Origin of the sequence: uncultured Idiomarina sp., from assembly GCF_964010655.1 — a bacterium.
GTDB classification, from domain to species: Bacteria; Pseudomonadota; Gammaproteobacteria; order Enterobacterales; family Alteromonadaceae; genus Idiomarina; species Idiomarina baltica.
Genome location: NZ_CAXGLS010000033.1, coordinates 1 through 26452 on the forward strand (window position 1 = coordinate 1; position 26452 = coordinate 26452).

25 protein-coding genes, 1 tRNA gene and 1 other annotated feature are annotated in these 26452 nt (G+C 48.6%); of the genes, 12 read left to right on the plus strand and 14 right to left on the minus strand.

What is annotated here, in order from left to right; translation table 11 throughout:
- Nucleotides 1-232: 232 nt before the first annotated feature.
- The 3 genes from csrA to ABNS04_RS08895 all read right to left on the minus strand — a co-directional run bounded on the left by csrA (nt 233) and on the right by ABNS04_RS08895 (nt 3701).
- Complete coding sequence (gene csrA, locus ABNS04_RS08885; protein WP_006956592.1) at nt 233-424, minus strand: carbon storage regulator CsrA; 192 nt, start codon at nt 422-424, stop codon at nt 233-235.
- A gap of 132 nt (nt 425-556) precedes the next feature.
- Nucleotides 557-3160, minus strand: coding sequence for an alanine--tRNA ligase (gene alaS, locus ABNS04_RS08890; protein ID WP_348671374.1), 2604 nt, complete (start codon nt 3158-3160; stop codon nt 557-559).
- Between the two features lie 73 nt (nt 3161-3233).
- Entirely contained in the window at nt 3234-3701 is a 468-nt protein-coding gene (locus ABNS04_RS08895) for a regulatory protein RecX (protein ID WP_006956590.1), read from the minus strand.
- 46 nt (nt 3702-3747) lie between these two features.
- Between ABNS04_RS08895 and ABNS04_RS08900 the strand changes: the two genes are divergently transcribed.
- Nucleotides 3748-4452 carry an SIMPL domain-containing protein gene (locus ABNS04_RS08900; protein WP_006956582.1) on the plus strand — a complete coding sequence of 235 codons (705 nt, stop codon included), beginning with the start codon at nt 3748-3750 and terminating at the stop codon, nt 4450-4452.
- Here the strand turns inward: ABNS04_RS08900 and ABNS04_RS08905 are convergent.
- The 7 genes from ABNS04_RS08905 to ABNS04_RS08935 are packed head-to-tail and all read right to left on the minus strand — an operon-like array spanning nt 4445 to nt 11192.
- On the minus strand, nt 4445-5434 hold the full coding sequence (locus tag ABNS04_RS08905) for an agmatine deiminase family protein (RefSeq protein WP_040488135.1): 990 nt from the start codon (nt 5432-5434) through the stop codon (nt 4445-4447). The genes ABNS04_RS08900 and ABNS04_RS08905 overlap by 8 nt on opposite strands.
- 8 nt (nt 5435-5442) lie before the next feature.
- Nucleotides 5443-6318, minus strand: coding sequence for a 23S rRNA pseudouridine(2605) synthase RluB (gene rluB, locus ABNS04_RS08910; protein WP_006956577.1), 876 nt, complete (start codon nt 6316-6318; stop codon nt 5443-5445).
- Nucleotides 6311-6877, minus strand: coding sequence for an SMC-Scp complex subunit ScpB (scpB, locus tag ABNS04_RS08915; protein ID WP_006956576.1), 567 nt, complete (start codon nt 6875-6877; stop codon nt 6311-6313). Before scpB ends, rluB begins: the two co-directional genes overlap by 8 nt.
- Nucleotides 6846-7670, minus strand: coding sequence for a ScpA family protein (locus tag ABNS04_RS08920; protein WP_006956575.1), 825 nt, complete (start codon nt 7668-7670; stop codon nt 6846-6848). Before ABNS04_RS08920 ends, scpB begins: the two co-directional genes overlap by 32 nt.
- An 18-nt stretch (nt 7671-7688) precedes the next feature.
- A complete protein-coding gene (locus tag ABNS04_RS08925) occupies nt 7689-8312 on the minus strand; it encodes an L-threonylcarbamoyladenylate synthase (protein WP_006956574.1) in 624 nt (207 codons plus the stop codon).
- A gap of 26 nt (nt 8313-8338) precedes the next feature.
- A complete protein-coding gene (locus tag ABNS04_RS08930; protein ID WP_040488133.1) occupies nt 8339-9154 on the minus strand; it encodes a PHP domain-containing protein in 816 nt (271 codons plus the stop codon).
- A 1-nt stretch (nt 9155) separates the two neighbouring features.
- Nucleotides 9156-11192, minus strand: coding sequence for an NADPH-dependent 2,4-dienoyl-CoA reductase (locus ABNS04_RS08935; protein ID WP_272977862.1), 2037 nt, complete (start codon nt 11190-11192; stop codon nt 9156-9158).
- Nucleotides 11193-11425: 233 nt separating this feature from the next.
- On the opposite strand from ABNS04_RS08935, the gene ABNS04_RS08940 reads away from it, so the two are divergent.
- From ABNS04_RS08940 to ABNS04_RS08985, 10 genes are all read left to right on the plus strand, one after another.
- Nucleotides 11426-12913 (plus strand): carboxypeptidase, encoded by a 1488-nt coding sequence (locus ABNS04_RS08940; RefSeq protein ID WP_050750013.1) that lies wholly within the window; start codon nt 11426-11428, stop codon nt 12911-12913.
- 111 nt (nt 12914-13024) lie between these two features.
- Nucleotides 13025-13127: a sequence feature (Trp leader region), on the plus strand.
- Between the two features lie 33 nt (nt 13128-13160).
- The gene (locus ABNS04_RS08945; RefSeq protein WP_272977863.1) at nt 13161-14759 is read left to right on the plus strand and encodes an anthranilate synthase component 1; all 1599 of its coding nucleotides are present in this window, start codon (nt 13161-13163) and stop codon (nt 14757-14759) included.
- Entirely contained in the window at nt 14756-15385 is a 630-nt protein-coding gene (locus tag ABNS04_RS08950; protein WP_006956562.1) for a gamma-glutamyl-gamma-aminobutyrate hydrolase family protein, read from the plus strand. Before ABNS04_RS08945 ends, ABNS04_RS08950 begins: the two co-directional genes overlap by 4 nt.
- Entirely contained in the window at nt 15378-16394 is a 1017-nt protein-coding gene (gene trpD, locus ABNS04_RS08955; RefSeq protein WP_006956561.1) for an anthranilate phosphoribosyltransferase, read from the plus strand. The genes ABNS04_RS08950 and trpD overlap by 8 nt, the downstream gene beginning before the upstream one ends.
- On the plus strand, nt 16384-17820 hold the full coding sequence (gene trpCF, locus ABNS04_RS08960; RefSeq protein ID WP_272977864.1) for a bifunctional indole-3-glycerol-phosphate synthase TrpC/phosphoribosylanthranilate isomerase TrpF: 1437 nt from the start codon (nt 16384-16386) through the stop codon (nt 17818-17820). The genes trpD and trpCF overlap by 11 nt, the downstream gene beginning before the upstream one ends.
- On the plus strand, nt 17817-19013 hold the full coding sequence (gene trpB, locus ABNS04_RS08965; protein WP_272977865.1) for a tryptophan synthase subunit beta: 1197 nt from the start codon (nt 17817-17819) through the stop codon (nt 19011-19013). The genes trpCF and trpB overlap by 4 nt, the downstream gene beginning before the upstream one ends.
- Nucleotides 19014-19024: 11 nt before the next feature.
- Nucleotides 19025-19828, plus strand: a complete 804-nt coding sequence (gene trpA, locus ABNS04_RS08970; protein ID WP_272977866.1) for a tryptophan synthase subunit alpha — start codon at nt 19025-19027, stop codon at nt 19826-19828.
- Nucleotides 19829-19839: 11 nt separating this feature from the next.
- On the plus strand, nt 19840-20382 hold the full coding sequence (locus ABNS04_RS08975; RefSeq protein WP_006956557.1) for an inner membrane-spanning protein YciB: 543 nt from the start codon (nt 19840-19842) through the stop codon (nt 20380-20382).
- Nucleotides 20383-20385: 3 nt separating this feature from the next.
- A complete protein-coding gene (locus ABNS04_RS08980; RefSeq protein WP_006956556.1) occupies nt 20386-20685 on the plus strand; it encodes a YciI family protein in 300 nt (99 codons plus the stop codon).
- Nucleotides 20686-20691: 6 nt separating this feature from the next.
- Entirely contained in the window at nt 20692-21564 is an 873-nt protein-coding gene (locus ABNS04_RS08985; RefSeq protein ID WP_272977867.1) for an alpha/beta fold hydrolase, read from the plus strand.
- On the opposite strand, the gene ABNS04_RS08990 is transcribed toward ABNS04_RS08985, so the two are convergent.
- From ABNS04_RS08990 to ABNS04_RS09000, 3 genes are read right to left on the minus strand one after another with little or no spacing between them, the layout of a single operon-like run.
- Nucleotides 21521-22411, minus strand: a complete 891-nt coding sequence (locus tag ABNS04_RS08990) for a TIGR01777 family oxidoreductase (RefSeq protein WP_272977868.1) — start codon at nt 22409-22411, stop codon at nt 21521-21523. The two genes, ABNS04_RS08985 and ABNS04_RS08990, sit on opposite strands and share 44 nt — an antisense overlap.
- 13 nt (nt 22412-22424) lie before the next feature.
- Complete coding sequence (locus ABNS04_RS08995; RefSeq protein ID WP_272977869.1) at nt 22425-24932, minus strand: FtsX-like permease family protein; 2508 nt, start codon at nt 24930-24932, stop codon at nt 22425-22427.
- The gene (locus tag ABNS04_RS09000) at nt 24922-25602 is read right to left on the minus strand and encodes an ABC transporter ATP-binding protein (protein WP_006956552.1); all 681 of its coding nucleotides are present in this window, start codon (nt 25600-25602) and stop codon (nt 24922-24924) included. The genes ABNS04_RS08995 and ABNS04_RS09000 overlap by 11 nt, the downstream gene beginning before the upstream one ends.
- Before the next feature lie 3 nt (nt 25603-25605).
- On the opposite strand from ABNS04_RS09000, the gene ABNS04_RS09005 reads away from it, so the two are divergent.
- Nucleotides 25606-26241 (plus strand): arylesterase, encoded by a 636-nt coding sequence (locus tag ABNS04_RS09005; RefSeq protein ID WP_006956551.1) that lies wholly within the window; start codon nt 25606-25608, stop codon nt 26239-26241.
- Nucleotides 26242-26292: 51 nt separating this feature from the next.
- Here ABNS04_RS09005 and ABNS04_RS09010 read toward each other — a convergent pair.
- Nucleotides 26293-26368: transfer RNA gene (locus ABNS04_RS09010), tRNA-Glu, on the minus strand.
- Nucleotides 26369-26452 lie beyond the last annotated feature (84 nt).

The following is a 26452-nucleotide window of genomic DNA, read 5'->3' on the forward strand; positions in this document are numbered from 1 at the left end:
AAACCCTATACTCCCTTAGCAGGGGAGCGCCTTCAGCCACTCGGCCACCTCTCCCTAACGTTGTGGCGTGCATTCTAGCGAGACTGACAATAATGTCAATTGCTTTTTTCCCTTTTTGTAACCAAGCGTGGGATATTTAACCATCTCGACGATTTTTTAGTCAAAACCAGCCAAAAACTAAAAAAGCCAGCATTGAGCTGGCTTTAAGTCTGCGGAACAGTTAGTAGAAAAGTTATTCTTTATCCGGCTTCTCCTCATCCGTCTCTGACTGGATCCGCATATAAATTTCTTCTCGATGCACAGAGACGTCTTTGGGTGCGTTGACGCCGATTCGAACTTGATTACCTTTAACACCTAACACTGTGACCGAGACATCATCTCCTATCATCAGCGTTTCGCCTACACGGCGAGTCAAAATTAACATACCCTACTCCTTAAATACTGTTCCGCGTTCAGCTTGATTAAGAACGGTTCCTTGAACGTAAATAGCTAAATCTACCTTTGAGTGTAACAAGTTATCTTTTCATTACACTATACTGACTATAATAAATTCAAGTTATTTTTTGAATGACTGCTCTAACCAACTAGTAGCCGTAGCTAATGCCTCACTCAAATGTTCCGGGTTAGACCCGCCAGCTTGCGCCATATCGGGACGCCCACCACCTTTACCGCCAACGACATTGGCTGCTTGGTTAACTAAATCACCGGCTTTCACAATCGATGTTAAATCTTTAGTCACGCCCGCTATCAAACTTACTTTTGAGCCTTGCGCAGTTGCTAATAGTACGACGCCAGACCCTAATTGGTTCTTTAAGTCATCCACAATACCACGCAATGCTTTCGCTTCTGTATCCTCAAGCTGAGCAACTATGACTTTATGACCGTTCATTTCAACGGCTTGCTGGACTAAGCCACCGCCAGCTTGCTGAGCGAGTTTCTGTTGTAATTGTTCGGCTTTCCGCTCGAGTTCACGATATTTGCTTTGAAGTTGCTCGACTTTACCGAGCAAACCCGTTTCGTCGGTTTTAAAGTCAGCCGTCAATTGATTGAGTATCGCTTGCTGGTTCGCCATAAATTCGAACGCAGCGGCGCCTGTAACGACTTCTAAGCGACGAACTCCAGACGCAATACCTGTTTCATGAGTAATTCGGAATAACCCAATATCGCCTGTTGCAACCACATGTGTGCCGCCACACAGCTCCATCGAAAATTCACCCATTCGCACGACTCGAACATCGTCATCGTACTTTTCACCAAACAACGCCATCGCACCTGCTTTCTTCGCTTCATCGATATTCATCACTTGCGTTGTTAGTCGAACATTCTTGCGAATCTGTTCATTAACGACACGCTCAAGCTCGGTAATTTGCGCTTTCGTAAGTGGCTCAAAATGAGCAAAGTCAAAACGCATGCGCTCAGCCTCAACAAGCGAGCCCTTCTGTTGTACATGGTCGCCGAGAATGTCTCGTAACGCAGCATGCAACAGGTGAGTCGCCGAGTGATTACGACGAATGTTAGCGCGTCGTTCGGAGTCAATTTCTGCCGTAACAGCATCGCCTAGTTTTATCGTACAGTCCGCCTGACCATGATGCGCAATCGCTTTACCAATATATTGCGTATCCGTGACCTCAAAGCGACCTTGATTTGCTAGCAATACACCGGTATCACCGACTTGGCCACCGCTCTCAGCGTAAAACGGCGTGTTGGCCAGCACCACAACACCCTGCTGGCCCGCTTCAAGTGATTCAACCGCTGTTCCTTCATGAAATAGCTCAACTACAGTCGTTTGCGCTTTGTCTTCAGTATAGCCGTCAAAAACTGACTTCGTGGTCGCTTTTACCTGAGCATTATAGTCGACACCAAACTGTGACGCCTTCTGGGCACGCTCACGCTGCGCTTGCATCGCGGCGTTAAAGCCTTCCTCGTCAATCACCAGTTCGTTCTCGCGCGCGATGTCTGCGGTTAAGTCCATCGGAAAGCCGTACGTATCATAGAGCTTGAACACCACTTCACCATTTAGCGTGTTGTCCGATAGCTGCTTGATCTCGTCATTAAGAATCGCTAAGCCGCGTTCAAGTGTTTTCTCAAACTGCTGCTCTTCACGCTTCAATGCGTCTTCAATAATATGACGTTTTTCAACCAACTCGGGGTAGGCTTCACCCATTAGCTTGACCAGTTCGTCGACCAACTGGTAGAAAAACGTTTGTTTAGCACCCAGTAAATTGCCGTGACGGACTGCTCGACGGATAATACGGCGGAGCACATAACCTCTTCCCTCGTTCGATGGCATGACACCATCGGCGATTAGAAACGAGCAAGAGCGAATATGGTCAGCAATAACACGTAGCGATTTACTGCTTAAGTCACTGACGCCAATAATGTCGGCACTGCGTTTGATGAGTGCTTGGAACGTATCGATTTCATAATTGCTATGCACACCTTGCAGAATAGCGGCAATACGCTCTAATCCCATGCCTGTATCGATCGAGGGGTTGGGTAACGGCTCCATGGTACCGTCCGCTTGGCGGTTATACTGCATGAAGACCAAGTTCCAAATTTCAATATAACGGTCACCGTCCTCTTCAGGCGTTCCAGGAGGCCCGCCCCACACTTCTGGACCATGATCATAAAAGACTTCCGAACAGGGACCGCAAGGACCCGTATCCCCCATCGACCAGAAGTTATCTTTAACGCCTATACGGGAAATGCGATCCTCCGGCACACCGATGTGCTTAGCCCAAATATCGTAAGCTTCATCATCTTCTTCAAATACGGTGACCCACAGTTTTTCGGCCGGAAGTTGTAGCTCTTGGGTTAAAAAGTGCCACGCAAATTCAATGGCTTCGGTCTTAAAGTAGTCACCGAAGCTGAAGTTTCCAAGCATTTCGAAAAAGGTATGATGACGAGCCGTGTACCCGACATTCTCAAGGTCGTTATGTTTACCACCAGCGCGCAAGCAACGTTGTGCAGAGGTCGCTCGGGTGTAGTTTCGCTTATCAGTACCTAAGAACACATCTTTAAAAGGCACCATACCCGCATTAGTAAATAATAATGTGGGGTCATTAGCAGGAATCATTGAGGCGGAGGGTACCCGTTGGTGACCTCTTTGCTCAAAAAACTGAATAAATTTTTCTCGAATTTCAGCGCTTGTAATGCTCATTAAACACCCTGTTTTTTGCACGCATTTGTCATAATTTATGATCCCCTAGATTACCATGTGAAGGTTTTGATCACTAGTCATCATCATGCGCTTGTATTGCAAATTTGATGTGTTCTTGCGAAAAGCCGCGTTGCATCAAAAATCGTGCTCGTTTGGCCCAGTCTTTGCGATCACTCGGTTGTGTCGAGCCAAACTTGCTTAGATAAACCTGCTGACATAGCTCAAACCAGTCCACTTCTAATTGTTGCAAAGCTTGTTCAATAAGTGCTTTATCGACGCCACGCTGTTGCGTTGCCTGTGCCACAATTTTGGTTCGTCCTTGTCGCTGCATGACTTTTTCTCGTGCAAAGCTCTGAGCAAAACGTTCATCGCTTTGCCAGCCCTCTTCTTGCATGCGATCAACAACCTGCTCCACAAGCGGGCGTTCAAAGCCGCGTTGGCTCAGTTTGTAAATTAATTCAAAACGACTATGCTCTCGCTTAGTTAATAGTTTAAAACATTTCTCTCTGAGCACCTGCTCATCATCATGTGAACTTTTCAAACTGTATTTACTCCAACGTACAACCGAATAGCAAAGGATAAGCTCTATGAAACCATTTTTTCCTTCACGGAATATTATCATCGCTACCGCGATAGCAGTACTCGCCAGTGTATCATTCGGCGCTACCGCACAGACTAAAACCGCCGATCAAATTCGAGTGACCGGTGCAGCATCCGCGTCAGCAGTGCCAGATCAAGTCAGTCTTCAGTTTAGCATCGAGCAACGCGGCGATAAATTGAGTGCCATGAAAGGTTTAGTAGACCAAACGACAGAAAAGCTATTGCGCGATCTTGTCAAACGAGATGTCCCGGAGCGCAATATTCGTTCTTACCAGCTGCAGGTGTATCCCCAGTATCAAAATGACGACGGGCAAACTAAACAAGACGGTTTCGTGGTCATGCGCGAAATATCTATCACGCTACCCGACATCGAGCAATATGATCAGATCGTAGATTTAGCGCTCGCTCAAGGTGTCACGCGCGTGAGTCAGGTTCGGTTTGAGGTATCAAATCAAAAAGACTTGTATCAACGCGCTCTAGCAGATGCCTTTGCTGCGGCACGTGACAAAGCAGGTCAATTAGCGGGCGTCGCACAACGCGAATTAGGTTCAGTGTTAGAGATTACAGAGCAATCTTATCCACGCCCCGTCGTTTTCCATATGGCTGAGGCACGAATGGACGCCAAGTCTCCATCGATGCCCGGCGAGCAGCAAATTGAAGCTCGCCTAGAGGTCGTTTTCTCGCTCAAATAACAGGTAAAGCAATATCTGCTGGCACTTGGTGACTAACGCAGTGTAGTCCACCCCCACCCAGTACGAGTTCACGCGCTGGGTGGCTAACCACTTTCCTATTGCCAGCATAGCGTTGAATAACATCCAACGCAGGTTCGTCCGTACTGAGATCAAATTGTGGAACAACAATCACCTTGTCAGTCGCAATGAGATTCGTATAGCTACAACAAATCGGTAAGCTCAGATCGCGTACAAGACTTTGACTATCGCTAATAATGCCAGCTCGATCCTGGGCTAGCGGTTGTTGTGGCTTCGGTAATGGCAGAGGCACTTTGGTGATTTCCGGTGGAAGCTGTTCAATAACCTCTGCTAACTTTTGGCAAGTTAAAAAGTCTGGATGAGTCGGATCTTCAGTTGCACAATATAACAGCACGTCATCAGCAATGAACAAAGCGAGATTATCCATGTGCCCACTCGTTTCGTCAGCGCTCAGCTTGCCATCAAAAAAGTAAACTTCGAGCCCAGCTAAATTTTTCTCGACACGACGTGACAGTTGTTTCACAGTCAATTCGGGTTGTCTTGATTTCAGCGCCGCCAAGCCCATCAAAGCCACTTGGCCATTATGAGTCAGCATGCCCCCCTCGCCAATCAATTTGGATACTGGATACAGCTGTTCAGCAAATAACTGTTCAGGCAACTGGCTGTCTTGCTCTATGGTCTGTTGCACATCCCCCCAACCGTCAAATTCCATCAATAGCCCACGCCATTCGCCTGACTCTTCTTGATACCAAAGCGGCAGAATATCGCGCATCCAAATATCATCGTATGAGACCGTCTGCGGAGTCAGTAAACAAATAGGGTGGTACTGCCGTAACAGCTGCGCGAGCGATTCGATACATTTACGCGCAGGGCGCGCAGACTGTCGCCACACGTCACGACGGTAGGGCTGAGCCAACACAATCTGCTGGCCCGGAGCAAAATCTGGGCGCCAATAAACCATCATCAGCCTGCTTATTTACGCTTATTCTTGTTTACACGTTGTGCTTCGCGTAAGCGGTCCTTGCGCTTAGACGTCGCTTTACGGATTTTTGCGAACTTACGCTGCTTAGATTCCTGATGACGCGGATCAACGAAGGATTTATCTTCTGGCTGCAATCCCACCTTTGCGCGTAATTCATTAACCTGATCGAGTTCAAGCTCACTCCATCCACCTTGGGGGAGGCCTGACTCAAGCTTGATATCGCCATAACGCACTCGAATCAAACGGCTCACTTGAACTTCTTGGCTTTCCCACAAGCGTCTCACTTCACGATTCCGACCTTCTTTAAGTGTCACGTGGTACCACCGGTTCATGCCTTCACCGCCGCCGACCGCTTTGATGGTATCGAAGTGCGCCAGTCCATCCTCGAGTTGAACCCCCTTTTTGAGGCGATTAATCATCGCGTCGGTCACCTCACCGAATATACGTACGGCGTATTCCCGCTCGACTTCTTGACTCGGGTGCATTAACCGATTAGCAAGCTCGCCATCCGTCGTAAAAAGAAGCAGGCCAGAAGTATTCACATCCAAACGACCGACAGCAACCCACCGTGCTCCACTCATCCGCGGAAGACGCTCATAAACTGTTGGCCGACCTTCGGGATCTTTTCGAGTGCACAATTCGCCTTCTGGCTTGTGATAGGTCAAAACACGGCAGACAACTGAGTTTTCCGACTTAATCACGACCTCATGACCGTCTATACGGACTGACGCATCGGCATCAATTCGCTCACCCACCTGCGCTACCTTGCCATTCACACGGATGCGGCCAGCACCGATCATCGCCTCAATTTCGCGTCGTGAACCATAGCCAGAACGGGCCAATACTTTTTGTAACTTCTCAGTCATGAAGATCGTCTCTCTCAGTTATCGCTGTCTCAGCGGTAGTCTCATCAGAAAAATCAATCGATGGTAATTCTGACAAGTTTGTTAAATTAAAATCATCCAAAAATTGCGCAGTGGTGCCATAAAGCTGCGGTCGTCCAGGCACTTCTTTTTGCCCAACAACCGCGATCCACTGTCGCTCTTGTAATGTTTTAATAATATTCGAACTTACGCTAACACCCCGCACCTGCTCAATTTCACCTCGCGTAATTGGCTGCCGATAAGCAATGAGAGCCAAGGTTTCTAACAAGGCTTGCGAATAACGTGTAGGCCGCTCTTGCCACAAGCCAGCGAGTAACTCGCCAAACTCTGGGCGTGTCTGAAAACGAAAGCCAGATGCTACATTAACTAACTCAATGCCACGGTCATGGTAGTCGTCTTGCAAACTTTTAATGGCGCCTTTCACCCCATTCAATGATACACCTTGCGCCTCAAACAGCTCATACAGGCGCTGTACAGACAGCGGCTGAGGGTGCGCAAACAATGCAGCTTCAATCAGTTGTTTCAATTGCTTCTTGTTCATCAAAAGAGGCTTTTCTGCGTAGATGAATTTCGCTCATGGGTGTTACTTGTGATAATTCTATCATTGATTCCTTCACAAGTTCCAAAATTGCTAAAAAACTTACCACCGCGCCAGCACGACCCTCGCTTTTATTAAATAACTGCCCAAAGCGCAAATACGGTTGCGTTTGTAATCGCTGCAAGATCTGGCTCATGCGCTCGCGAGTCGATAGCTGTTCACGCTGAATATGATGGTGCGCATTTAATTTAATTTGGTTAAGAATACGGCTAAAGGCCAATGTTAAGTCTTCGAGGCTCACTTCAGGTGGCGCTGTGGTAACATGATCACGCGCATTGCTGCTCACTTCGGACAACCACATATCACGGCCGATTTGCGGCTGTTCATCAATATACTCGGCACCGTGCCGAATCGCTTCGTACTCACGTAAGCGGCGCACTAACTCAGCCCGGGGATCGTCTTCTTCATCATCCTCTTGCGGGGGTTTAGGTAGCAATAGTCGACTTTTTATTTCAGCCAGCATCGCGGCCATTACAAGATAGTCAGCCGCCAACTCTAATTTCAACTCTTTCATCATCTCGACGTAGTGAACATACTGCCGAGTGATGGTTAACACGGGAATATCAACGACATCAAACTTTTGTCGACGAATTAAATACAACAGCAAGTCCATTGGTCCGGAAAAGGCATCAAGGATAACTTCGAGCGCATCCGGTGGAATATAGAGGTCTTCCGGCTTTTCAATGACCGGCTCTCCACGTACGAAGCCTAGCGGTAAGGATTGCTGTTCTGCCACGTCCTTGCTATGACTCCATTAAAATTCAAACGGCTGAGTATCACCTGAACCGCCACGAATGACCACGGGGGCGCCCTCAGATAAGTCAACCACAGTCGTTGGTTCTTCGCCTTTATGGCCGCCATCGACAATCAGATCGACACGCTTCTCGAGTTGTTCGCGAATTGTCTCAGGATCGGATTCCGCCAATTCATTATTACCGAGAATCAAGCTCGTCGACATTAAAGGTTCATTGAGCTCTTCCAACAAAGCCAGTGCAATACGATTAGTAGGCACGCGGATACCGATTGTTTTACGTTTTGGATTCAATAGCCGCTTAGGTACTTCTTTAGTGCCTTTAAGAATAAAGGTATAAGGTCCAGGCGTGTTATTTTTCAACAATCTGAATGCATCGTTATCGACTCGAGCGTAGGTCGACAACTCAGAGAGATCACGACACATCAAGGTAAAATTGTGTTCCTTGTCAATGTCTCGGATTTGGCAAATACGGTCGACCGCCTTTTTATCGCCAATTTGACAGCCAATTGCATAGCCCGAATCCGTTGGATAAACCACGATACCACCTTGACGAATAATATCGACGGCTTGCTGGATAAGGCGCTTCTGTGGATTCATCGGATGTACTTCAAAATATTGGCTCATAGCCCCTCCATACCCGAGTGTGGTCTTTAACTGAACCAGTCATTCCATATTGGCACACAAGCATCCGGCAGACAAAGATTTTTGCCTAAATCACGCCACTGCGAAGGATAATGAAAATCAGAGCCTTGCGAAGCCTTTAATTGGAAATCCTTAGCAAATTCAGCTAAAGCTGAGCGCTGACCTAAAGTTTGCTGACCGATGCTGACTTCAATACCATCAAGCCCCCAAGTTTTCGCTTCACCGATGAGCTTTCTCAGCCATTTGTTAGACAGTTGATAGGCATGTGGGTGCGCTAACACTGCGCTACCTCCGGCGTCATGTATCGCTTTAATCGCATGCCCAATTGAACACCACTGCGGCCTTACGTAAGCAAAATTACCTTTGCCGATAAATCGATCAAAGGCTTTTTGAACTTGATCAACATAACCGTGCTGAACGAGCTGATCGGCAATATGCTTTCGGGTAGGAATACCGTCGCTATCAATCTCAACATTGATATCACGGGCGGCAAGCTTTTGGATTATCGAATCGATGCGCTCCCGACGGCGATTTTGCTGCGTTTGCAGCAGCCGCTGTAAGCTTTCACTGCGTGTGTCGACATTCAAGCCAACAATGTGAATTTCAAAATTTTCCCACCAACAGGATAACTCAACCCCCGCCACCAACGTCATATCATAATGCGCTTGCTCAATATACTGCTGAGCTTCATCCACGCCGTCAATATTGTCGTGGTCAGTCAGCGCTAACACCGAAACACTGTTATTGTGTGCCCGATCAATCAACTCGGGCACAGTCAGGCTACCGTCAGAATGCGTACTATGGCAATGTAAATCGATTATCAAATTAAATCCTTGCTGCGAGTTCCGCCCCTTGACGAATCGCACGTTTCGCATCGAGTTCAGCGGCTACGTCAGCGCCGCCAATCAGATGCACGGGTTTGCCCTTTTGCTCTAGCGAAGATTGTAACGCGCGTAACGGAACCTGTCCTGCACAAATAATAATGTTATCCACTTCAATCAGTTGCTCTTTACCATCGCGCTCAATCAATAAACCCTCGGCTGTCACTTTCTTGTACGTCACGCCATTCCACATGTGCACTTTTTTACTTTTCAGTTCAGTACGGTGTACCCAGCCCGACGTTTTACCCAAGCCTTTACCCACTTTGCTCTCTTTGCGCTGTAGCAACCAGACTTCGCGAGGACTGGCTTCGGGGTGTTGCTCTTTTAAACCGCCACGCGCTTCATACGATTTATCGATTCCCCAACGCTCGCTCCAAGCCGATTCATCAAGTGTCAGTTGCTCTTCAGTCGTCAGATACTCTGCCACATCAAAACCAATACCGCCTGCACCAATCAGCGCTACACGTTGGCCGACCGCTTTATGATCACGCAAGACATCCAAATAACTCAATACATGGGGCTGATCGATACCTTCAATATCAACTTGGCGAGGTAGTACTCCGGTGGCCAAGATGACTTCGTCAAAACCACCCTCGGTGAGACTTTCAGCCGATTGTTCCGCACCCAAGACGCGTTTCACCCCCGCGTCTTTTAAGCGCTCATCGAAATAACGTAAGGTTTCGAAAAACTCCTCTTTGCCAGGAATTTGCTTCGCGTAATTAAACTGCCCACCGATGTCGCTCGCTTTATCAAACAGTGTTACATCATGCCCACGCTCAGCGGCGAAGCAAGCAAACGCTAACCCCGCAGGACCTGCTCCAACCACCGCGAGCCGTTTTGACTGTTGCGTTGGCTGCATTAATAACTCAGTTTCGTAGCATGCGAGTGGATTAACCAGACATGACGCACGCTTATTCGAGAACACATGATCAAGACACGCCTGATTGCACGCAATACAGGTGTTTATTTTTTCAGGTTGTTGACGTTGCGCCTTGATCACGAGTTCGGGATCGGCCAATAGCGGGCGTGCCATCGATACCATATCCGCTTGCCCACTGGACAATATATGTTCAGCAATTTCAGGCGTATTGATACGGTTAACAGCCACAACGGGTACTGACAGTGACTGCTTCACACGCTCAGTGATCCATGCAAACGCGCCCCGTGGTACCGACGTCACAATCGTTGGCACACGCGCTTCGTGCCAGCCAATACCGGTGTTGATGATGGTCACTCCGGCTTTCTCAAGCGCTTGTCCTAATTCAATCACCTCGTCGAGCGTATGACCGTCTTCAACCAAGTCCAGCATGGACAATCTAAAAATAATAATAAAGTCCTTACCCACTTGCTCTCGCACGCGATTAACGATTGCAAGTGCTAAGCGACTACGTCCGTTAAAATCGCCCCCCCACTCATCCGTGCGCTTATTTGTGCGTGGGCAGAGAAATTGATTAATTAAATAACCTTCCGAGCCCATAATTTCAACACCATCATACCCTGCTTTCTGAGCCAGCTTGGCACAACGCCCGTAGTGACTAATGGTATTGGTGATTTGTCGCTCACTCATCGCTTTGGGGCTAAAAGGCGTGATAGGCGCTTTAATTGCACTCGGAGCAAGAGAGAACGGGTGATAGCTATAACGTCCCGCATGCAAGATCTGCAGGCAAATTTTACTGTCATGCTTATGAACAGCATGCGTAACTTTGCGATGTTTAGCGACGTGCCACGGCTTTGACAGTTCACTCCCCAAAGGCGCCAGTCGACCTCTAAAGTTTGGACTAATACCACCGGTGACAATCAAGCCGACACCGCCCTTAGCACGAGCCTCGTAAAAAGCCGCCAGCTTTTCGAAGCCGTTTTTCTCTTCTTCGAGTCCCGTATGCATTGAACCCATGAGTACGCGGTTTTTTAATTGAGTAAAGCCAAGATCAAGCGGCGTGAAAAGCGTCGGATACTGTTGTGTGTTAGCTACCATCTTCATTATTCTCTATTTTAAACGGGCGTTTAATTTTAGCTCACTCTATACCTTTATAAGTATTTGCTCAAGCCTATCAGTAGTCGTGTTTGTTCGCACGATGGTCGCATTTGTTTTGACCCCTACGGGTAAAAACCTGCTAGTCTGATATGGAAAATTCCAAGGAGAGCGTTATGACTTTAGCAACAAAAACTATCGTAGGCACATTAACTGCGACTTTATTAACAACCGCCTCAGTCATGACATTAGATGCTCAAGCACAGACTCAAGACGTGACAGCGCACCAGCGTTTAATTCCGATTGAATCAAGTAAAACCACTGAGCACAGTGTCGAAATTCGTGGCGAAACTGTTGATTATACGGCAACGGCCGGCACCTTACCGGTATGGAACGACGAAGGTAAACCAACCGCCACGTTGTTCTATACCTATTATAAACGAGAAGACATCGATAACCGTGAAAAACGCCCCATCGTCTATTCATTCAATGGCGGTCCAGGCTCTGCTTCCGTGTGGATGCACTTGGCCTACACGGGTCCTAAAGTCCTCAAGATCAGTGATGAAGGTTACCCTGTACAACCATATGGTGTCGAAGATAACCCGTATTCAATTTTAGACGTCGCTGACATCGTATTTATCAACCCAGTCAACACGGGTTACTCGCGTGTTCTACCCAACGAAGACGGCGAAATGCCCTCACGTGACGCTCAACAAAAAATGTTTTTCGGAGTTAACTCCGACATCCAATATTTAGCCGAGTGGATGAATACCTTCACCTCACGTTATGACCGCTGGCGTTCACCCAAGTTCTTAATTGGTGAAAGTTACGGCACGACACGTGTATCGGGTCTGGCTCACGCTTTACAAAATCAACAATGGATGTACCTCAATGGTGTTGTCCTAGTCTCTCCGACTGAATTGGGTATTGAGCGTAGCGGTCCGGTTGAAGAGGCGAATCGTCTACCCTACTTTGCTGCCGCCGCGTGGTACCACGACGCATTACCAAGCGACCTACAAAAAAAGGATCTGCTAGATGTACTCGACGAAGCGGAGTCATACACACTCAACGAATATCTACCCGCGCTAGCAAAAGGTGCTTCACTGACCCAACAACAACGCGAGCAAATTGCCTCTCAGGTGGCACACTACTCTGGCCTTTCAGAAGAAGCCGTGTTGAGTAATAACTTAGCGCCAAGCACTTGGTATTTCTGGAAAGAACTCTTACGAGACCGCGATCGCACAATTGGTCGTCTGGACTCTCGCTATTTAGGTATCGATGGCAGCCGTTCAGGTGATAGTCCTGACTACAATGCTGAGCTGACTTCATGGTTACACTCGTTCACTCCCGCAATTAACTACTATCTACGCGAAGAGTTAGGTTACAAGACCGATGTGAAATACAATATGTTCGGTCCTGTGCATCCGTGGGATCGCACCAATAACAACACCGGCGAACAACTACGTGAAGCGATGGCAGCGAACCCTTACCTGAATGTGATGGTACAGTCGGGCTATTTTGACGGCGCGACCAATTACTTTGATGCGAAGTATACAACTTGGCAGTTAGACCGTAGTAAACTGATGCAAGATCGCATTAGCTTTAAAGGGTATCGTAGTGGTCACATGATGTATTTGCGCCGACCTGACCTACAAAAAGCAAATGATGATCTTCGTGAGTTCATTATGAACGCGCTTCCAAAAGAAGGTCAGCCAGCACAATACAAGTAATTCATTTTGGGTGTTGACACCGCGCTCTTTGCGCGGTAATTTGTCAACCACTGAATAGCAAACTAAAACGAATTGGACATTATTACGATGCAACTCGCACAATTTTCACTACAAGCTTGGTGGTGGCACTTCCCGAATTAGCGGGTGGTGGTTCTGTGCGCATACGTAAATAAGTACAGTTTCGAAAACCCGCTCAACGAGCGGGTTTTTTTATGCTTGTTGGGCGGTCTCAAAAGGAAGTAGTTAAATGAATTCAAACACTCAACAAGCGCCAGCAGCGGTTACATCGATTCAGGTCGAGTTACCCTATCAAGCCGATACTCAGAGCGTGTACCAACAGGTTTGCCAACCTCATGGTCGTCACGTGCTACTCGATTCAGCCGATATCGGCACTAAACAAGCGCTAAAAAGCCTGTTACTCATCGATGCCGCCCTCGAACTTAAATGCAACGGCCAGCGCGTTACCGTGCAAGCACTAACGAATAACGGTAAGCCACTTAAAGCGCTGTTAGACCAACAGCTCACTGATTATTTGCTGGCGACCTCGGAGTCAACGAGCGAATTCAAATTCCCTGTTTCTAACCGTGATCTCGACGAGATGAGTCGCCTTAAAGAGGTCTCTAACTTCGAGCCATTGCGGCTTATCCAACACACGCTAGAGCGTCGCAACGCAGCTTCAAGCCACGATTTTGCGGTATTCCTTGCAGGCTCATTTGGCTACGACTTACTCGCGAGTTATGAGCAATTACCACAAGTTGAAACCGGCGAAAATCGTGCGCCTGATTATGTGTTCTATGTGTCTGAAACACTGCTAGCGGTCGACCATCAACGCCAGTCGAGTCAATTAATAGCTAGCTTGTTTACGCCCGAAGTGTCATCCGACGCATATGCGCAAATGAGTCAGCGCATCGGAGAGCTCGCAGCACGGTGTCAATTACCGCCACGTCAGCAAACCCACTACACACCGCTAGCCGCAGACTACCAGAGTATTACAGCAACGCCGTCACAAGCGGTATTTAAGCAACATGTGTCGGAGTTGAAAGAACATATTCTGGATGGCGATATTTTTCAGGTGGTGCCCTCGCGTCGCTTTAGTTTACCGTGCCACGATGCACTTGCCAGCTACGCAGTACTAAAACAGACCAACCCATCACCCTACATGTTTTATTTAAGTCATCCAGATTTCACGCTATTCGGCGCCTCACCTGAGTCCGCTTTAAAGTACACCGCGACGAGCAATCAGGTCGAACTCTATCCGATTGCAGGCACCCGTCCTCGCGGCAAGCAGCCGGACGGCAACCTTGATCACGATCTCGATAGTCGCTTAGAACTCGAGTTACGCATGGATCAAAAAGAATTATCAGAGCATTTGATGCTGGTCGACTTAGCACGAAACGATCTTGCGCGAATATGCCAACCGGGAACACGCAATGTCGCCGACCTGCTCAAAGTTGATCGTTACTCCCACGTAATGCACTTAGTGTCGCGTGTTGTCGGTCAATTACGTGAAGACTGCGATGCGCTTCACGCTTACCGCGCCTGTATGAATATGGGCACATTGATTGGTGCTCCCAAAGTCAGTGCGGCACGGTTAATTCGACAAGTCGAACAACAAGGCCGTGGTAGCTACGGCGGTGCTGTGGGTTACCTAGCTGGTAATGGTGATATGGATACTTGCATCGTTATACGCTCCGCCTTCGTGAGTGGCGGTCGTGCGGTGGTTCAAGCCGGTGCAGGGGTGGTACACGATTCTGATCCGCAGGCGGAAGTTGATGAAACAGAAAACAAAGCACGCGCCGTAATCGCCGCAGTGCAAACAGCAAATGCACAAGGAGAGCGCTCATGAAAGGTCGTATTACGCTCATCGATAATCTTGACTCGTTCTCTTATAACTTAGTTGATGAGCTCAGCCAACTCGGTTATGAACTAAAAGTGTATCGCAACACGATCAGTGCCGAACGCCTATTACGTGAACTCGATAGTTACTCAGGTCCACAAGTCGTATGTCTATCGCCCGGTCCAGGTAACCCTTCGCAGGCGGGAAACTTGATGGACATGATCGACGCATGCCAAAAACGGTATCCGATGCTCGGTATCTGTTTAGGTTTTCAAGCTCTGGCTGAAAAAAGCGGCGCCCGAGTCGACCGCTGTGGCGAGGTCGTGCATGGCAAAACCGCACAAATGTTGTTTCGCTCTCACCCACTGTTCGCGAGCCAACCGCAACAAAATCATTGCGTCATCGGTCGTTATCATTCGCTCAGTATTTACGACTTACCAGCGACCATTAACGTAATCGGCGAATGTCAAAGCGTCAACGGAATGATTCCGATGGCGGCGGAGTTTACCGAGTTGAATGCTGTGGGTTTTCAATTTCACCCTGAATCTTTATTAACACCGACCGGCAAACTTATGTTGCAGGATGCGGTTCACTACCTTTTTACACAGTTTAGTCAAGGACACAGTCATGAATGAGATCACCACCCTGCTTGAAGGTCGACCTCTGTCCCAGGACGAGAGTCAAAAGCTATTTCGTCACCTGGTAAAAGGTGAGCTCAATGATGCACAAATCAGTGCCGCATTGGTCGCCATGAAATTACGCGGTGAAACGCCAGCGGAATTGGCCGGTGCAGCGCGCGCTGTGCTCGATGTGAGCAAGCCTCTGACCAGCACCAACGGTATACTTGCGGACAGTTGCGGTACCGGTGGTGATGGCTCCAACAGTATTAATCTATCGACCACATCGGCTTTAGTTGCCTCTTCGATGGGTTTACCCATGGCAAAGCACGGTAATCGCAGCGTATCATCGCGCTCAGGATCAGCCGATGTATTAGAGTCTTTGGGTCTGCGCGTTGATCTCGATCCGCGCGAGGCTTCAAAGCAGTTAGCTGATCACGGCTTTTGCTTTCTATTTGCGCCGCATTATCATCCCGGTATCAAACATGCGATGCCCGTGCGCCAAACTCTGAAAACGCGTACCCTTTTTAACCTTATCGGTCCGCTAGTGAATCCAGCACGGCCCAACATTCAGTTATTAGGCGTGTATAGTCCAATTTGGCTACAACCGATGGCCGAAACCTTACAGCGTCTTGGCACTGAGCGAGCTATGGTCGTACATGGCTCTGGCGTTGACGAGTTTGCTTTACACGGCACGACGGAAGTTGTTGAGTTACGTGATAACCAACTTGAACAATACACACTGTCGGTCAGTGACTTTGGCTTGAATGAAGCACCACTGAGCGAGCTAAAAGGCGGCGATGCCGATTTTAATGCCACGGTATTAAAACGTATCTTAGCAGGGCAAGGTTCCCGCGCTCAAAACCATGCCATTGCAATAAACACAGCACCATTGCTAGTGATGGCGGATAAGTTTTCAGACTACAAACAAGCGGCCCAGGCAGTGCTTGAGCATCTTGCGAGCGGCGCAGCCATGACACACTTAGAGGCGATTCAAGCGGTACAAGGAGGCATCTATGTCGAGTAATATTCTGACTGAAATTATTGCCCGCAAACGAGTGCAGAACGAGCAGCAGGAGCAACACTACCCGATGCCGAGTGACAAACACGCGCTATCGCGCAGTGAGCGTAGTTTGTACGATGCGTTGAACCAGCCTCAAGCGGGCTTTATTTTAGAGTGCAAAAAAGCGTCCCCTTCCAAGGGACTTATTCGCCCCCATTTTAATCCAGTGGAGTTGGCAAAAACCTACCAACCCTATGCTGCCGCGATTTCGGTATTAACTGAACCTGAGTATTTTCAAGGCAGCTATGAATACCTTGCGGCTGTCAGTCAACAGGTTAACCTACCGATATTATGCAAGGATTTCTTTATTGATGAACAGCAAGTTTATCGAGCACGCTACTTTGGCGCTGATGCGATCCTACTCATGTTATCGGTACTCGATGATGTGCAGTATCAACATCTACACGCAATCGCGGACAATTTAGGTTTAGATGTACTGACGGAAGTCGCCAATGAGACTGAGATGCGTCGCGCCGCGCAGTTAGGTGCGCGCATTATTGGTATTAATCACCGTGATTTGACCGACCTCAGCATCAACCCGAATCGCAGTCATGAGCTCGCACCTTATGCTCCCGAGGGTGCCTTACTTGTTGCTGAGTCGGGCTTTAGCCAACACAAAGATATTCGCCGCTGCAGTGATGTCGTAAATGGCTTTTTAGTCGGAAGTGCATTAAGTGCTGAAAACGATGTCGACCTGGCTTGCCGTAAGTTATTGTATGGTGAAAACAAAGTCTGTGGACTAACTCGAGCGGAGGACGCCTTAAACGCTCATGCAGCCGGTGCGGTATTTGGCGGACTCATCTTTGCCGAGCGTTCACCTCGATGCATTGAACCAAGCCAGGCCGAGGCGATTATCCGTCAAGTTCAGGGTCTTCAGTATGTCGGCGTATTTGCCGACCAGCCGCTATCCTTTGTTGTTAATACAGCTTTCGAACTGGGTTTACACGCAGTTCAATTGCACGGACATGAAGATATCGACTTTACCGTTGAACTCAAGAACCGCTTTAAGCAAGCCGGTATCGCACACGTACAGATTTGGAAAGCGGTCACCGTTGACGCACCATTCAGACTCAATGAACATCCATTGCGTCACTCAGTTGACCGCTTTGTACTCGATCATGGTCAAGGGGGTACCGGCAAAACCTTTGATTGGCAGTTACTGAACGAATTAGATACCGATGAACGAGGACGTTGTCTCCTCGCTGGTGGCATTAGTCCCGATAATGTTTGCGACGCAATTGAACAAGGCTTCAGTGGTGTCGATGCAAGCTCTAAATTAGAGTGGCAAGCAGGCATCAAAGACGCACGGTTAATTTCTTCTCTTTTTAAACGCATTCGCCACTACGGTGCCAATGCAAACTCAAATCAGTCACAGGAGGCCGCAGCATGAGCCAGTCACTTTCAGCTTATTTTGGTGATTTTGGTGGTCAGTTCGTACCTGAAATCCTTCTACCTGCGCTCGAGCAGCTAGAAAAAGCATTTATCGATGCGCAACAAGATGAGGCGTTTCAGCAGGAGTTTCGTGGGCTGCTGAAAAATTATTTAGGCCGACCAACACCTCTATCACTATGTCGTAACTTGCCACTTGAAAGCCCTAACGGTACAAAAATATATCTCAAACGCGAAGATTTGCTACATGGTGGTGCACATAAAACTAACCAAGTACTCGGGCAAGCCTTGCTTGCCAAGCGTATGGGAAAAACACGAATTATCGCTGAGACCGGTGCGGGACAGCACGGTACAGCGACCGCACTGGCGTGTGCATTGCTCGACCTCGAGTGCATCATCTACATGGGTAAAAAAGACGTCGAACGTCAGCAGCCCAATGTGTTTCGTATGGAGTTGATGGGCGCTAAAGTAGTGCCTGTTGATACCGGTAGCGGTACATTAAAAGACGCGGTGAACGAAGCATTACGTGACTGGACGGCTAGCTACCCAACCACTCATTACTTGCTCGGTACAGCAGCCGGAGCTCACCCCTTCCCAACAATTGTGCGTGAGTTCCACAAAATGATCGGAGAAGAAGCAAAGCAGCAAATTATTGAGCAAGCAGGTCGTTTACCCGATGAAGTCATTGCTTGTGTAGGCGGTGGTTCGAATGCCATTGGCATGTTCACTGATTTTATCGACGAACCTAATGTAGCTCTCGTGGGCGTTGAACCCGCAGGTAAAGGCGTCGATACGCAACACCACGGCGCTACACTCACTGCGGGAAGTCCTGGTATCTTGCACGGCTGCTTGACCTACTTGATGCAAACCGACGAAGGGCAAGTGGAAGAATCCTACTCGGTCTCAGCGGGTTTGGATTACCCGGGCGTAGGACCACAACACGCGCACTTAAAGGCCATTGGTCGTGCACGTTATGAGTCGGTTACAGATGATGAGGCATTGGCGGCATTTCAACTGCTTTCCCGCCATGAGGGCATTATACCTGCGTTAGAATCTGCACATGCGCTTGCCTATGCGCTAAAACGCGCGGCTGAGCCTGATGCTCCAGAAATTCTATTGATCAATTTATCGGGTCGTGGTGACAAAGATATCGATCACGTCCGTCGTATTTTCAATGCTCAAGAACAATCATAGGGTGTCCACACATGAGTCGTTATGAACAACTATTTGCAAACCTAGACAAGCAACATCAAGGTGCTTTTGTGCCTTTTGTGACGCTGGGCGACCCGACTCCTGAGGTCAGCGTTGAGGTGATTAAGCGATTGATCGATGCGGGCGCCGATGCATTGGAGCTGGGTCTTCCATTTTCTGACCCGGTCGCCGACGGTCCCGTCATTCAGCGCGCTAATGTTCGCGCCCTCGAGGGAGGTACACGATTTGAAGACTGTTTATCGATTCTAAAACAGGTCCGCGAATACGCACCTGATATACCGATTGGCTTGCTGGTTTACGCAAACCTGATTTTTGCCAAAGGTATCGATACCTTTTATGAAAAAATGGCCGCTGTCGGTGTCGACTCGGTGCTCGTCGCCGATTTACCAACCAAAGAGGCAATTCGCTTTTCACAACCGGCTATCGATCGTCAAATAGCGCCCGTGTTTATTTGTCCGCCGGATGCTTCAGATTCGTTGATCGAGGCGATCGCCAAACAAAGCCAAGGCTATGTTTACTTGCTTAGTCGCTCTGGGGTTACGGGAACAGAGACACAAATGCAGGTGCCGGCCGAGAAACTCATTTCACAACTGCGTTCAGCCGGCTCAGCTCCGATTATGCTGGGTTTTGGTATCTCTCAACCTGAACATGTAACAGCCACGATTAAGGCGGGCGCTCAGGGCGCTATCAGTGGTTCCGCAGTCGTTGCTATTATCGAAAAAAACATCGACAATACAGCACAAATGCTCGACCAACTTGGGCAATTTGTTGAGTCGATGAAGTCAGCCACATCGTAGTAGGAGTATCCATGGCGCTGGTATTAGAGTATTTACCATTAGTTGTCTTTTTTGTTGTTTATCAGATGGTCGATATTTTCGCGGCAACCTGGGCTTTAATGGGATTAACGATTGTACAGTTAGTCGGTCTTAAGCTGCTTAAGCAACCTATTACTACGCGTCATTGGATCGTGTTAGGTGCCGTGCTGGTTTTTGGCGGCATCACCGTTTTTCTACACGATGATTGGTTTGTTAAAATCAAAGTATCCATTATTTATGTGCTGATTGCCGCATTGTTAGCTGGCACACTTTGGATAAAAAAAACCAGTCCACTAAAAAGCCTATTTGATGCAGACATAAAAATGCCAGATAGCGCTTGGAACCGACTCACATATGCTTGGGTTATTACTTGTTTGGCTATCGCCGCTGTGAATGTTTATGTTGCTCAGTATATGTCACAAGATGCTTGGGTTAATTTTAAAGTCTTTGGCATTATTGGCATTTCGTTGGTGCTTGTCGTTGCTACAGGAATGTATATCTACCGACACGCTGAGGACATGGAAGGAGATAAATAAGCCATGTGGTTTGTGATTTTTGCAGAAGATCATGACGATTCACTCGCCAAGCGTAAGCAAGCGCGTCCAGCGCATATTAAACGCTTAGAGGCGTTAAAAGAGCAAGGACGTTTACTTGTCGCCGGCCCTTGCCCTGCGATTGCAGAGAAGGATCCAGGTATCATGGGCTTCACCGGCTCAGTCGTAATCGCTGAATTCGACACCCTTGAACAAGCAGAGCAGTGGGCGCACGCCGATCCTTACTGGGATGCAGGCGTCTACCGTTCAGCGCAGGTTAAACCGTTCAACCCGGTGCTACCCTAACTCTGTATGCAATCCACACGGCTCAAATATGCTAACCGCGCATTAGCAATTAATTATTTCCCTGCCGCAGGGGCGCAACAACATGTTGTGATTGCGCCAGCCCTTGGCGTAAAACAACGGTTTTATCATCGATTTGCGCAGTGGTTGGCAGAACAGGGTATTGCCGTGACGTGTTTCGATTATTACGGCATTGGCGACTCTATAGATAAGCCGCTCAGTAAAATTGAGACCGATATTATCGACTGGGCGACCTTAGACCTTGATAACGTGCTCACTTGGGCACGGGAGCAGCTTCCCAGCGCCGAGTTAATTTGGCTGGGTCATAGTTTAGGCGGTCAACTTTTGGGATTAATTCCTCACCCCGAGCGTATCGATAGGATAGTCACGGTGGCTTCCGGAACCGGGTACTGGCGACAAGCCAGCTCTCAAGTCAGACGCACATCTTGGCTGTTGTGGTATTTGGCGATACCACTTGCGACACCGATTGCGGGTTATTTTCCAGGTAAGCGGCTCAACATGGTGGGTGACATGCCAGCGCAGGCAATGCGTCAATGGAGCCGTTGGTGTCGCAGCCGCAATTATTTATTCGACCATTTATCGACTGAGCAACTCAAAGGCTATCAACGTTTAACCCAATCGTATCATGCCTTCGCTATTAGTGATGATGAGTTGTTGGTAGAAGATAACGTTCGTGCACTGTTACAACGTTATCCTAATACACAACAAAAGGTGACGCGTTTGACTCCGCAACAGGCGGGTCGCCGCATCGGACACTTTAATATCTTTAAGCCGACCCACCAGCAGACGCTTTGGCAAAAAGCGTTGTTACCTGCCATTAAAGCAGATCAGACAACGCGTCTTGTAACTGAGGAAAGTTAAAGTTAAATCCCGCTTGCTCAAGCTTTTTCGGCACGACCGCTTGCCCCTCTAACAACATCGAAGCCATTTCTCCCAACATTAGGTTCAACGCAAACGCTGGAACGAATAATACATGGGGCCGGTGCAACGTTTTCGCTAAGGTTTGGCTAAACTGTTTATTCGGCGTTGGATTAGGTGCCGTCAAATTAACCGGCCCCGAGATGCTGTCGTCCTGCAGAATAAATTCTATCGCACGGATCATATCCTCAATGTGAATCCACGACATCATTTGTTCCCCTGAGCCCATCGGACCACCTAAACCGAATTTATAGGGCAGCGACATGCGTGGCAATGCACCTTGGCTGCTGTCGAGTACGACGCCAGTGCGTAAACATACGACACGCGTGTGCTCCTTGACTTGTAGCGCAATGGACTCCCATTGCTCGCAAAGTTCGACGGCAAAGTCGTGTCGGTTTGCCGTAGCGGATTCGTCCACCGGCTCGCTGTTTCGCGGACCATAGACACCAATTGCAGAACCACTGAGCAAGATAGGTGGCGCTGGGCACGCGCGTATTCGCTGCACTAGATCTTCAGTGACTTGCCAGCGACTATTTTGCAATTGCTGTTTACGCTCGGCCGACCAGCGCTTATCGGCAATTCCAGCGCCTTGCAGGTTAATCACCGCATCAAACGAGGTGAGCGCCTCAGCAGTTGGCAGTTCACCCACAACATCGACATTACAACCTCGAAATTGCTGCTTGACGCGCTCTACTGAGCGCGTCGTCACCGTAAATGAATGTTGTTGGCTGAAGTAGCGAATAAAGCGAGAGCCGATAAGCCCAGAGCCACCAGTTATAAGAATATTCATACTTCGCCTCCCATTAAATCAATTTACGTATCAATTGTGCCGTGTTGCGGCGAATCAAACGCGAACACGCGAGTCGACCTAACAAAGCAACGACAACCGCGCCTGAAATAGGACCCACCAACCACAAACGCCAATGCCAGGTGGCATCCATGTTAAACACTTGGGTCTGTAAAATGAGCAGCGATAAATCCATCGCAATGGTCGCTATTAGACCACTTATGGCCCCTAACATAAGAAATTCATAGCTGATGCTCCGACTTAGCAACTTACCTGAAGCACCCAAGGTGCGTAGAATAACCAGTTCTTTTTGGCGCTCCTCCATGCTCGCCTGTACTTGCGCTATCAATACCAAGGCGCCTGCAATCATCACCAGAACTAAGACGAAAAGAATCGCAATACTGACCTGCGAGATGACTTCACGGATTTGGTCAATAATCGCGTCCAAATCGATTAAGGAAGCCTCGGGAAACGGTCTAAATAATTGGTATAGCTCATCTTTACGCTCACTGTCTAAGTGAAAGCTGGTTATATAGGTTGCAGGAAAATCAGCGAGTGTGCTGGTATTAAAAATCATGTAAAAGTTGGGCTGAAGCGAGCCCCAGTCCGCCTCTCGCAAACTCGTTACTGGCACGGTAAATACTTCACCGCCGATATTAAAGGTCAGCGTGTCGCCTACTTTGATTTCTAATCGTTCTGCCGCTTGTTTTTCAACGGACACCTGTGGCTCGGCATTATCGCCCCACCACTCGCCGCTCACAATTTCATTGTTGGGCGGTACCGTATCGCGCCATGTCAATGAGAGCTCACGACCAAAACCTTCCTCACGATCGCCCTGCTCGACTTCCTCGCGGTTTTCTTTGGTCACTTCATCAATCAGTTCAGTACCGTTATGGTGAGTTACCCGACCCGGGATTAGCGGATATTGATCGGTTGCTTCGATGTCCTCTCGAGCGAACATAGCGCGCAAATCGTCAACTTTCTCTTCAGCGATATTCAGCGCAAAATAATTCGGTGCATCCGCTGGCAGTTGACGCTGCCAGTCCGCAAGTAAATCATTGCGCATGACGATAACCAACAGCAACAACATAATGGCGGTTGAAAAACTCAACATCTGTACGCTGTTTGCTGACGCGCGTCGTTGTAAGCCGGCCATCGCTAAACGCCAAGCACTCCCTGCTTGCATGCCTGCTTTTCGACCCGCACCGATCAGCAGACGACCAATCAACAACAGGATACCCGCAGCAAAAGCCCCTCCCACGAACAAGGCCGTCGATAACCACCATTGCTGTGAGTACAGCACCAATAACCCATAAATCGTGCCGCCGCTTAATATCCATTGCAGCCAGCGAACCGCCTGTACACCGACCATTTGACGGTGTAGTACACGTAACGGTGGAATAGAAATCAATCTAAATAGCGGGTAAAGCGTAAACATCACCGCACTAATTAGGCCCGTTGCAATAGCGAGCGCATAAGGTCGCCAACTGGCTGATGGTAGTGAAGCGCCCAACTGTTCAGCGACCCAGTTAATCACGTAGGATTGAATGAGCCACCCTAACAAGATGCCAATACCGACGCTGATTCCCGTAAGCAATAGCAAGTGAAGCACAAAGATCTTACGGATCTGCTGTTTGCCCGCTCCTAAGGTTTTAAATATGGCCACCACGTCATAATTACGCTGGCAGTAGCGTTGGGCGGCTACGGCAACAGCCGTTGCTGCAAGTACTACACCTAACAGACTCGCCAGCATCATAAAGCGTTCAGCGCGATTTAGGGCGCGCGCCAAGGGGCTGTCGCCGTCTTCGATACTGCGCCAGCTATGAGTGTCATCATTCAATTGTGGGAGAAGCCAATTCTCGTAGTTATCCAGTTGCGTTGGCGTTCCGGCGAATAAGACGTTGTAACGTACGCGGCTTCCCGGTTGAATCAACCCGGTCTCAGCTAACTGTGAATAACGAATGATGACATTGGGACTGTCGGTGAACACTGAGAAACCGACATCAGGTTCGTAAGTCACCACCTTAGTCACTTTAAAGCGGCTATTCCCCACTTCAATAAAGTCGCCCATTTCAAGCGATAACGCTTGGAATAGACTCGATGCGACCCAAGCTTCTCCAGCCGGGGGGAGAGTGTTGGTGACTTGCCCTTCAACAAAGGGCTTATCGGCTACTTTAAGCTCACCTCGTAGCGGATAACCATCAGATACCGCTTTGATATCGACGAGCTCAAGCTTATCGTTAGCAAACGCCATTGAGTTAAATATCACTCGCCACGCGCTCTGAATCCCCTCCTCATCCGCTCTATCAAGCCACTCTTGAGGGATATCTCTGCGTGAACTTAATACTCGATCAGCTGCGAGAAATTCACTACTGCGTTCGAGTAATCCGGATTGTAGGCGCTCACTAAATAACGACAGTGATAAAACCGCGGTCACCGATAAAATGATAGCGAGCGCCATGATCGTGAGCTCACCGCGCTTGAGCTCCTGCTTGAGTAAGCGAAACGATATTTTATGCCACATCTCGCGACGCCTCCGCTAGCTGCCCAGCCTCCATGTTTAGGATACGCTGACAGCGTTTCGCTAACGTGGTGTCGTGAGTCACCATTACTAAAGTGGTGCCGTAATCCTTGTTCAAGTCAAATAGCAACTGTTCGACTTTGTCACCGGTTTTACTGTCGAGGTTACCGGTGGGTTCATCAGCAAATAAAATCTTTGGCTGACCAACAAACGCGCGCGCAATAGCGACGCGCTGCTGCTCGCCGCCCGAGAGTTGATTAGGGTAATGGTGCCAGCGGTCAGCGAGCCCGACCTTTTCTAACAGCTCACGAGCTTCCTTTTCAGCGCCTTTGTGGCCAGCAAGCTCTGCCGGTAACATCACGTTTTCTAACGCGCTTAAGCTAGGCACTAGCAAAAACGACTGAAAAATAAAGCCTACTTTATCGGCGCGCAGCTTCGCACGTTGTTCCTCATCCAAATCGCTTAACTTTTCGTTTTCTATAAGAACATCGCCGTGGGTGGCAATGTCTAACCCAGCGAGTAGTGATAGTAACGTTGATTTACCTGAGCCGGACGCTCCAACAATCGCAACAGTCTCGCCAGCATTGATTGCGAGGTCAATTGGTTGCAAAATCTGTAATGGTCCCTCAGAGGTTTCGACTATCTTTTCGAGTTGTTGAGTTTGAATGAGCATAAAATGAAAAATTTCCTATTAAAGTTAGCTTGTATTACTTTGATTTTTATATCTATACGTAGTGTTGCGGCAAATGTTTCACTTGTTGTATTAGGAGATAGCCTAAGCGCAGGTTATGGTCTTTCGCAACAACAAACTTGGGTAGCAGAATTGCAAAACCGTTGGCAGCAGGCGTACCCGAACATTGAAATAGTCAATGCCAGTATCAGTGGTGAAACCACTCGTGGCGGTCTCAATCGTTTACCAGGCATTATTGAGCGCCACCAACCGGATGCTATTTTTATTGAGTTAGGCGGCAATGACGGGTTGCGTGGATTCGATTTAGCGACGGTGGAAACGAACTTGTCTAATATGATCGAGCAGGCACAGGCGAAAGGGATTAAAGTGGCGCTCAGTCAGGTCATGGTACCGCCCAACTATGGTCCGCGCTTCTCAAAGCGATTTCAGGCGGTGTTTACGCGTGTGGCAGAAAAGTATGATGTAACACTGGTGCCATTTTTTATGACCGAGTTAGTAGAGAACCCAGACTTCGTGCAAGATGATGGCATCCACCCCACTGCAGCAGCGCAAGACGCTATTGCGGATTTCCTCTCACCGTACTTGCTTGAGCTGGCTAAAAACGCCGAGGCATCGGGTTAAGCGTTGATAAATTGCAGACACAAAAAAACCACCTCGAAGGTGGTTTAGTGTTGGCGTCCCCTAGGGGATTCGAACCCCTGTTACTGCCGTGAAAGGGCAGTGTCCTAGGCCTCTAGACGAAGGGGACGCAATCAAAACTGCATCGTGTTAGTAAAATTGGCGTCCCCTAGGGGATTCGAACCCCTGTTACTGCCGTGAAAGGGCAGTGTCC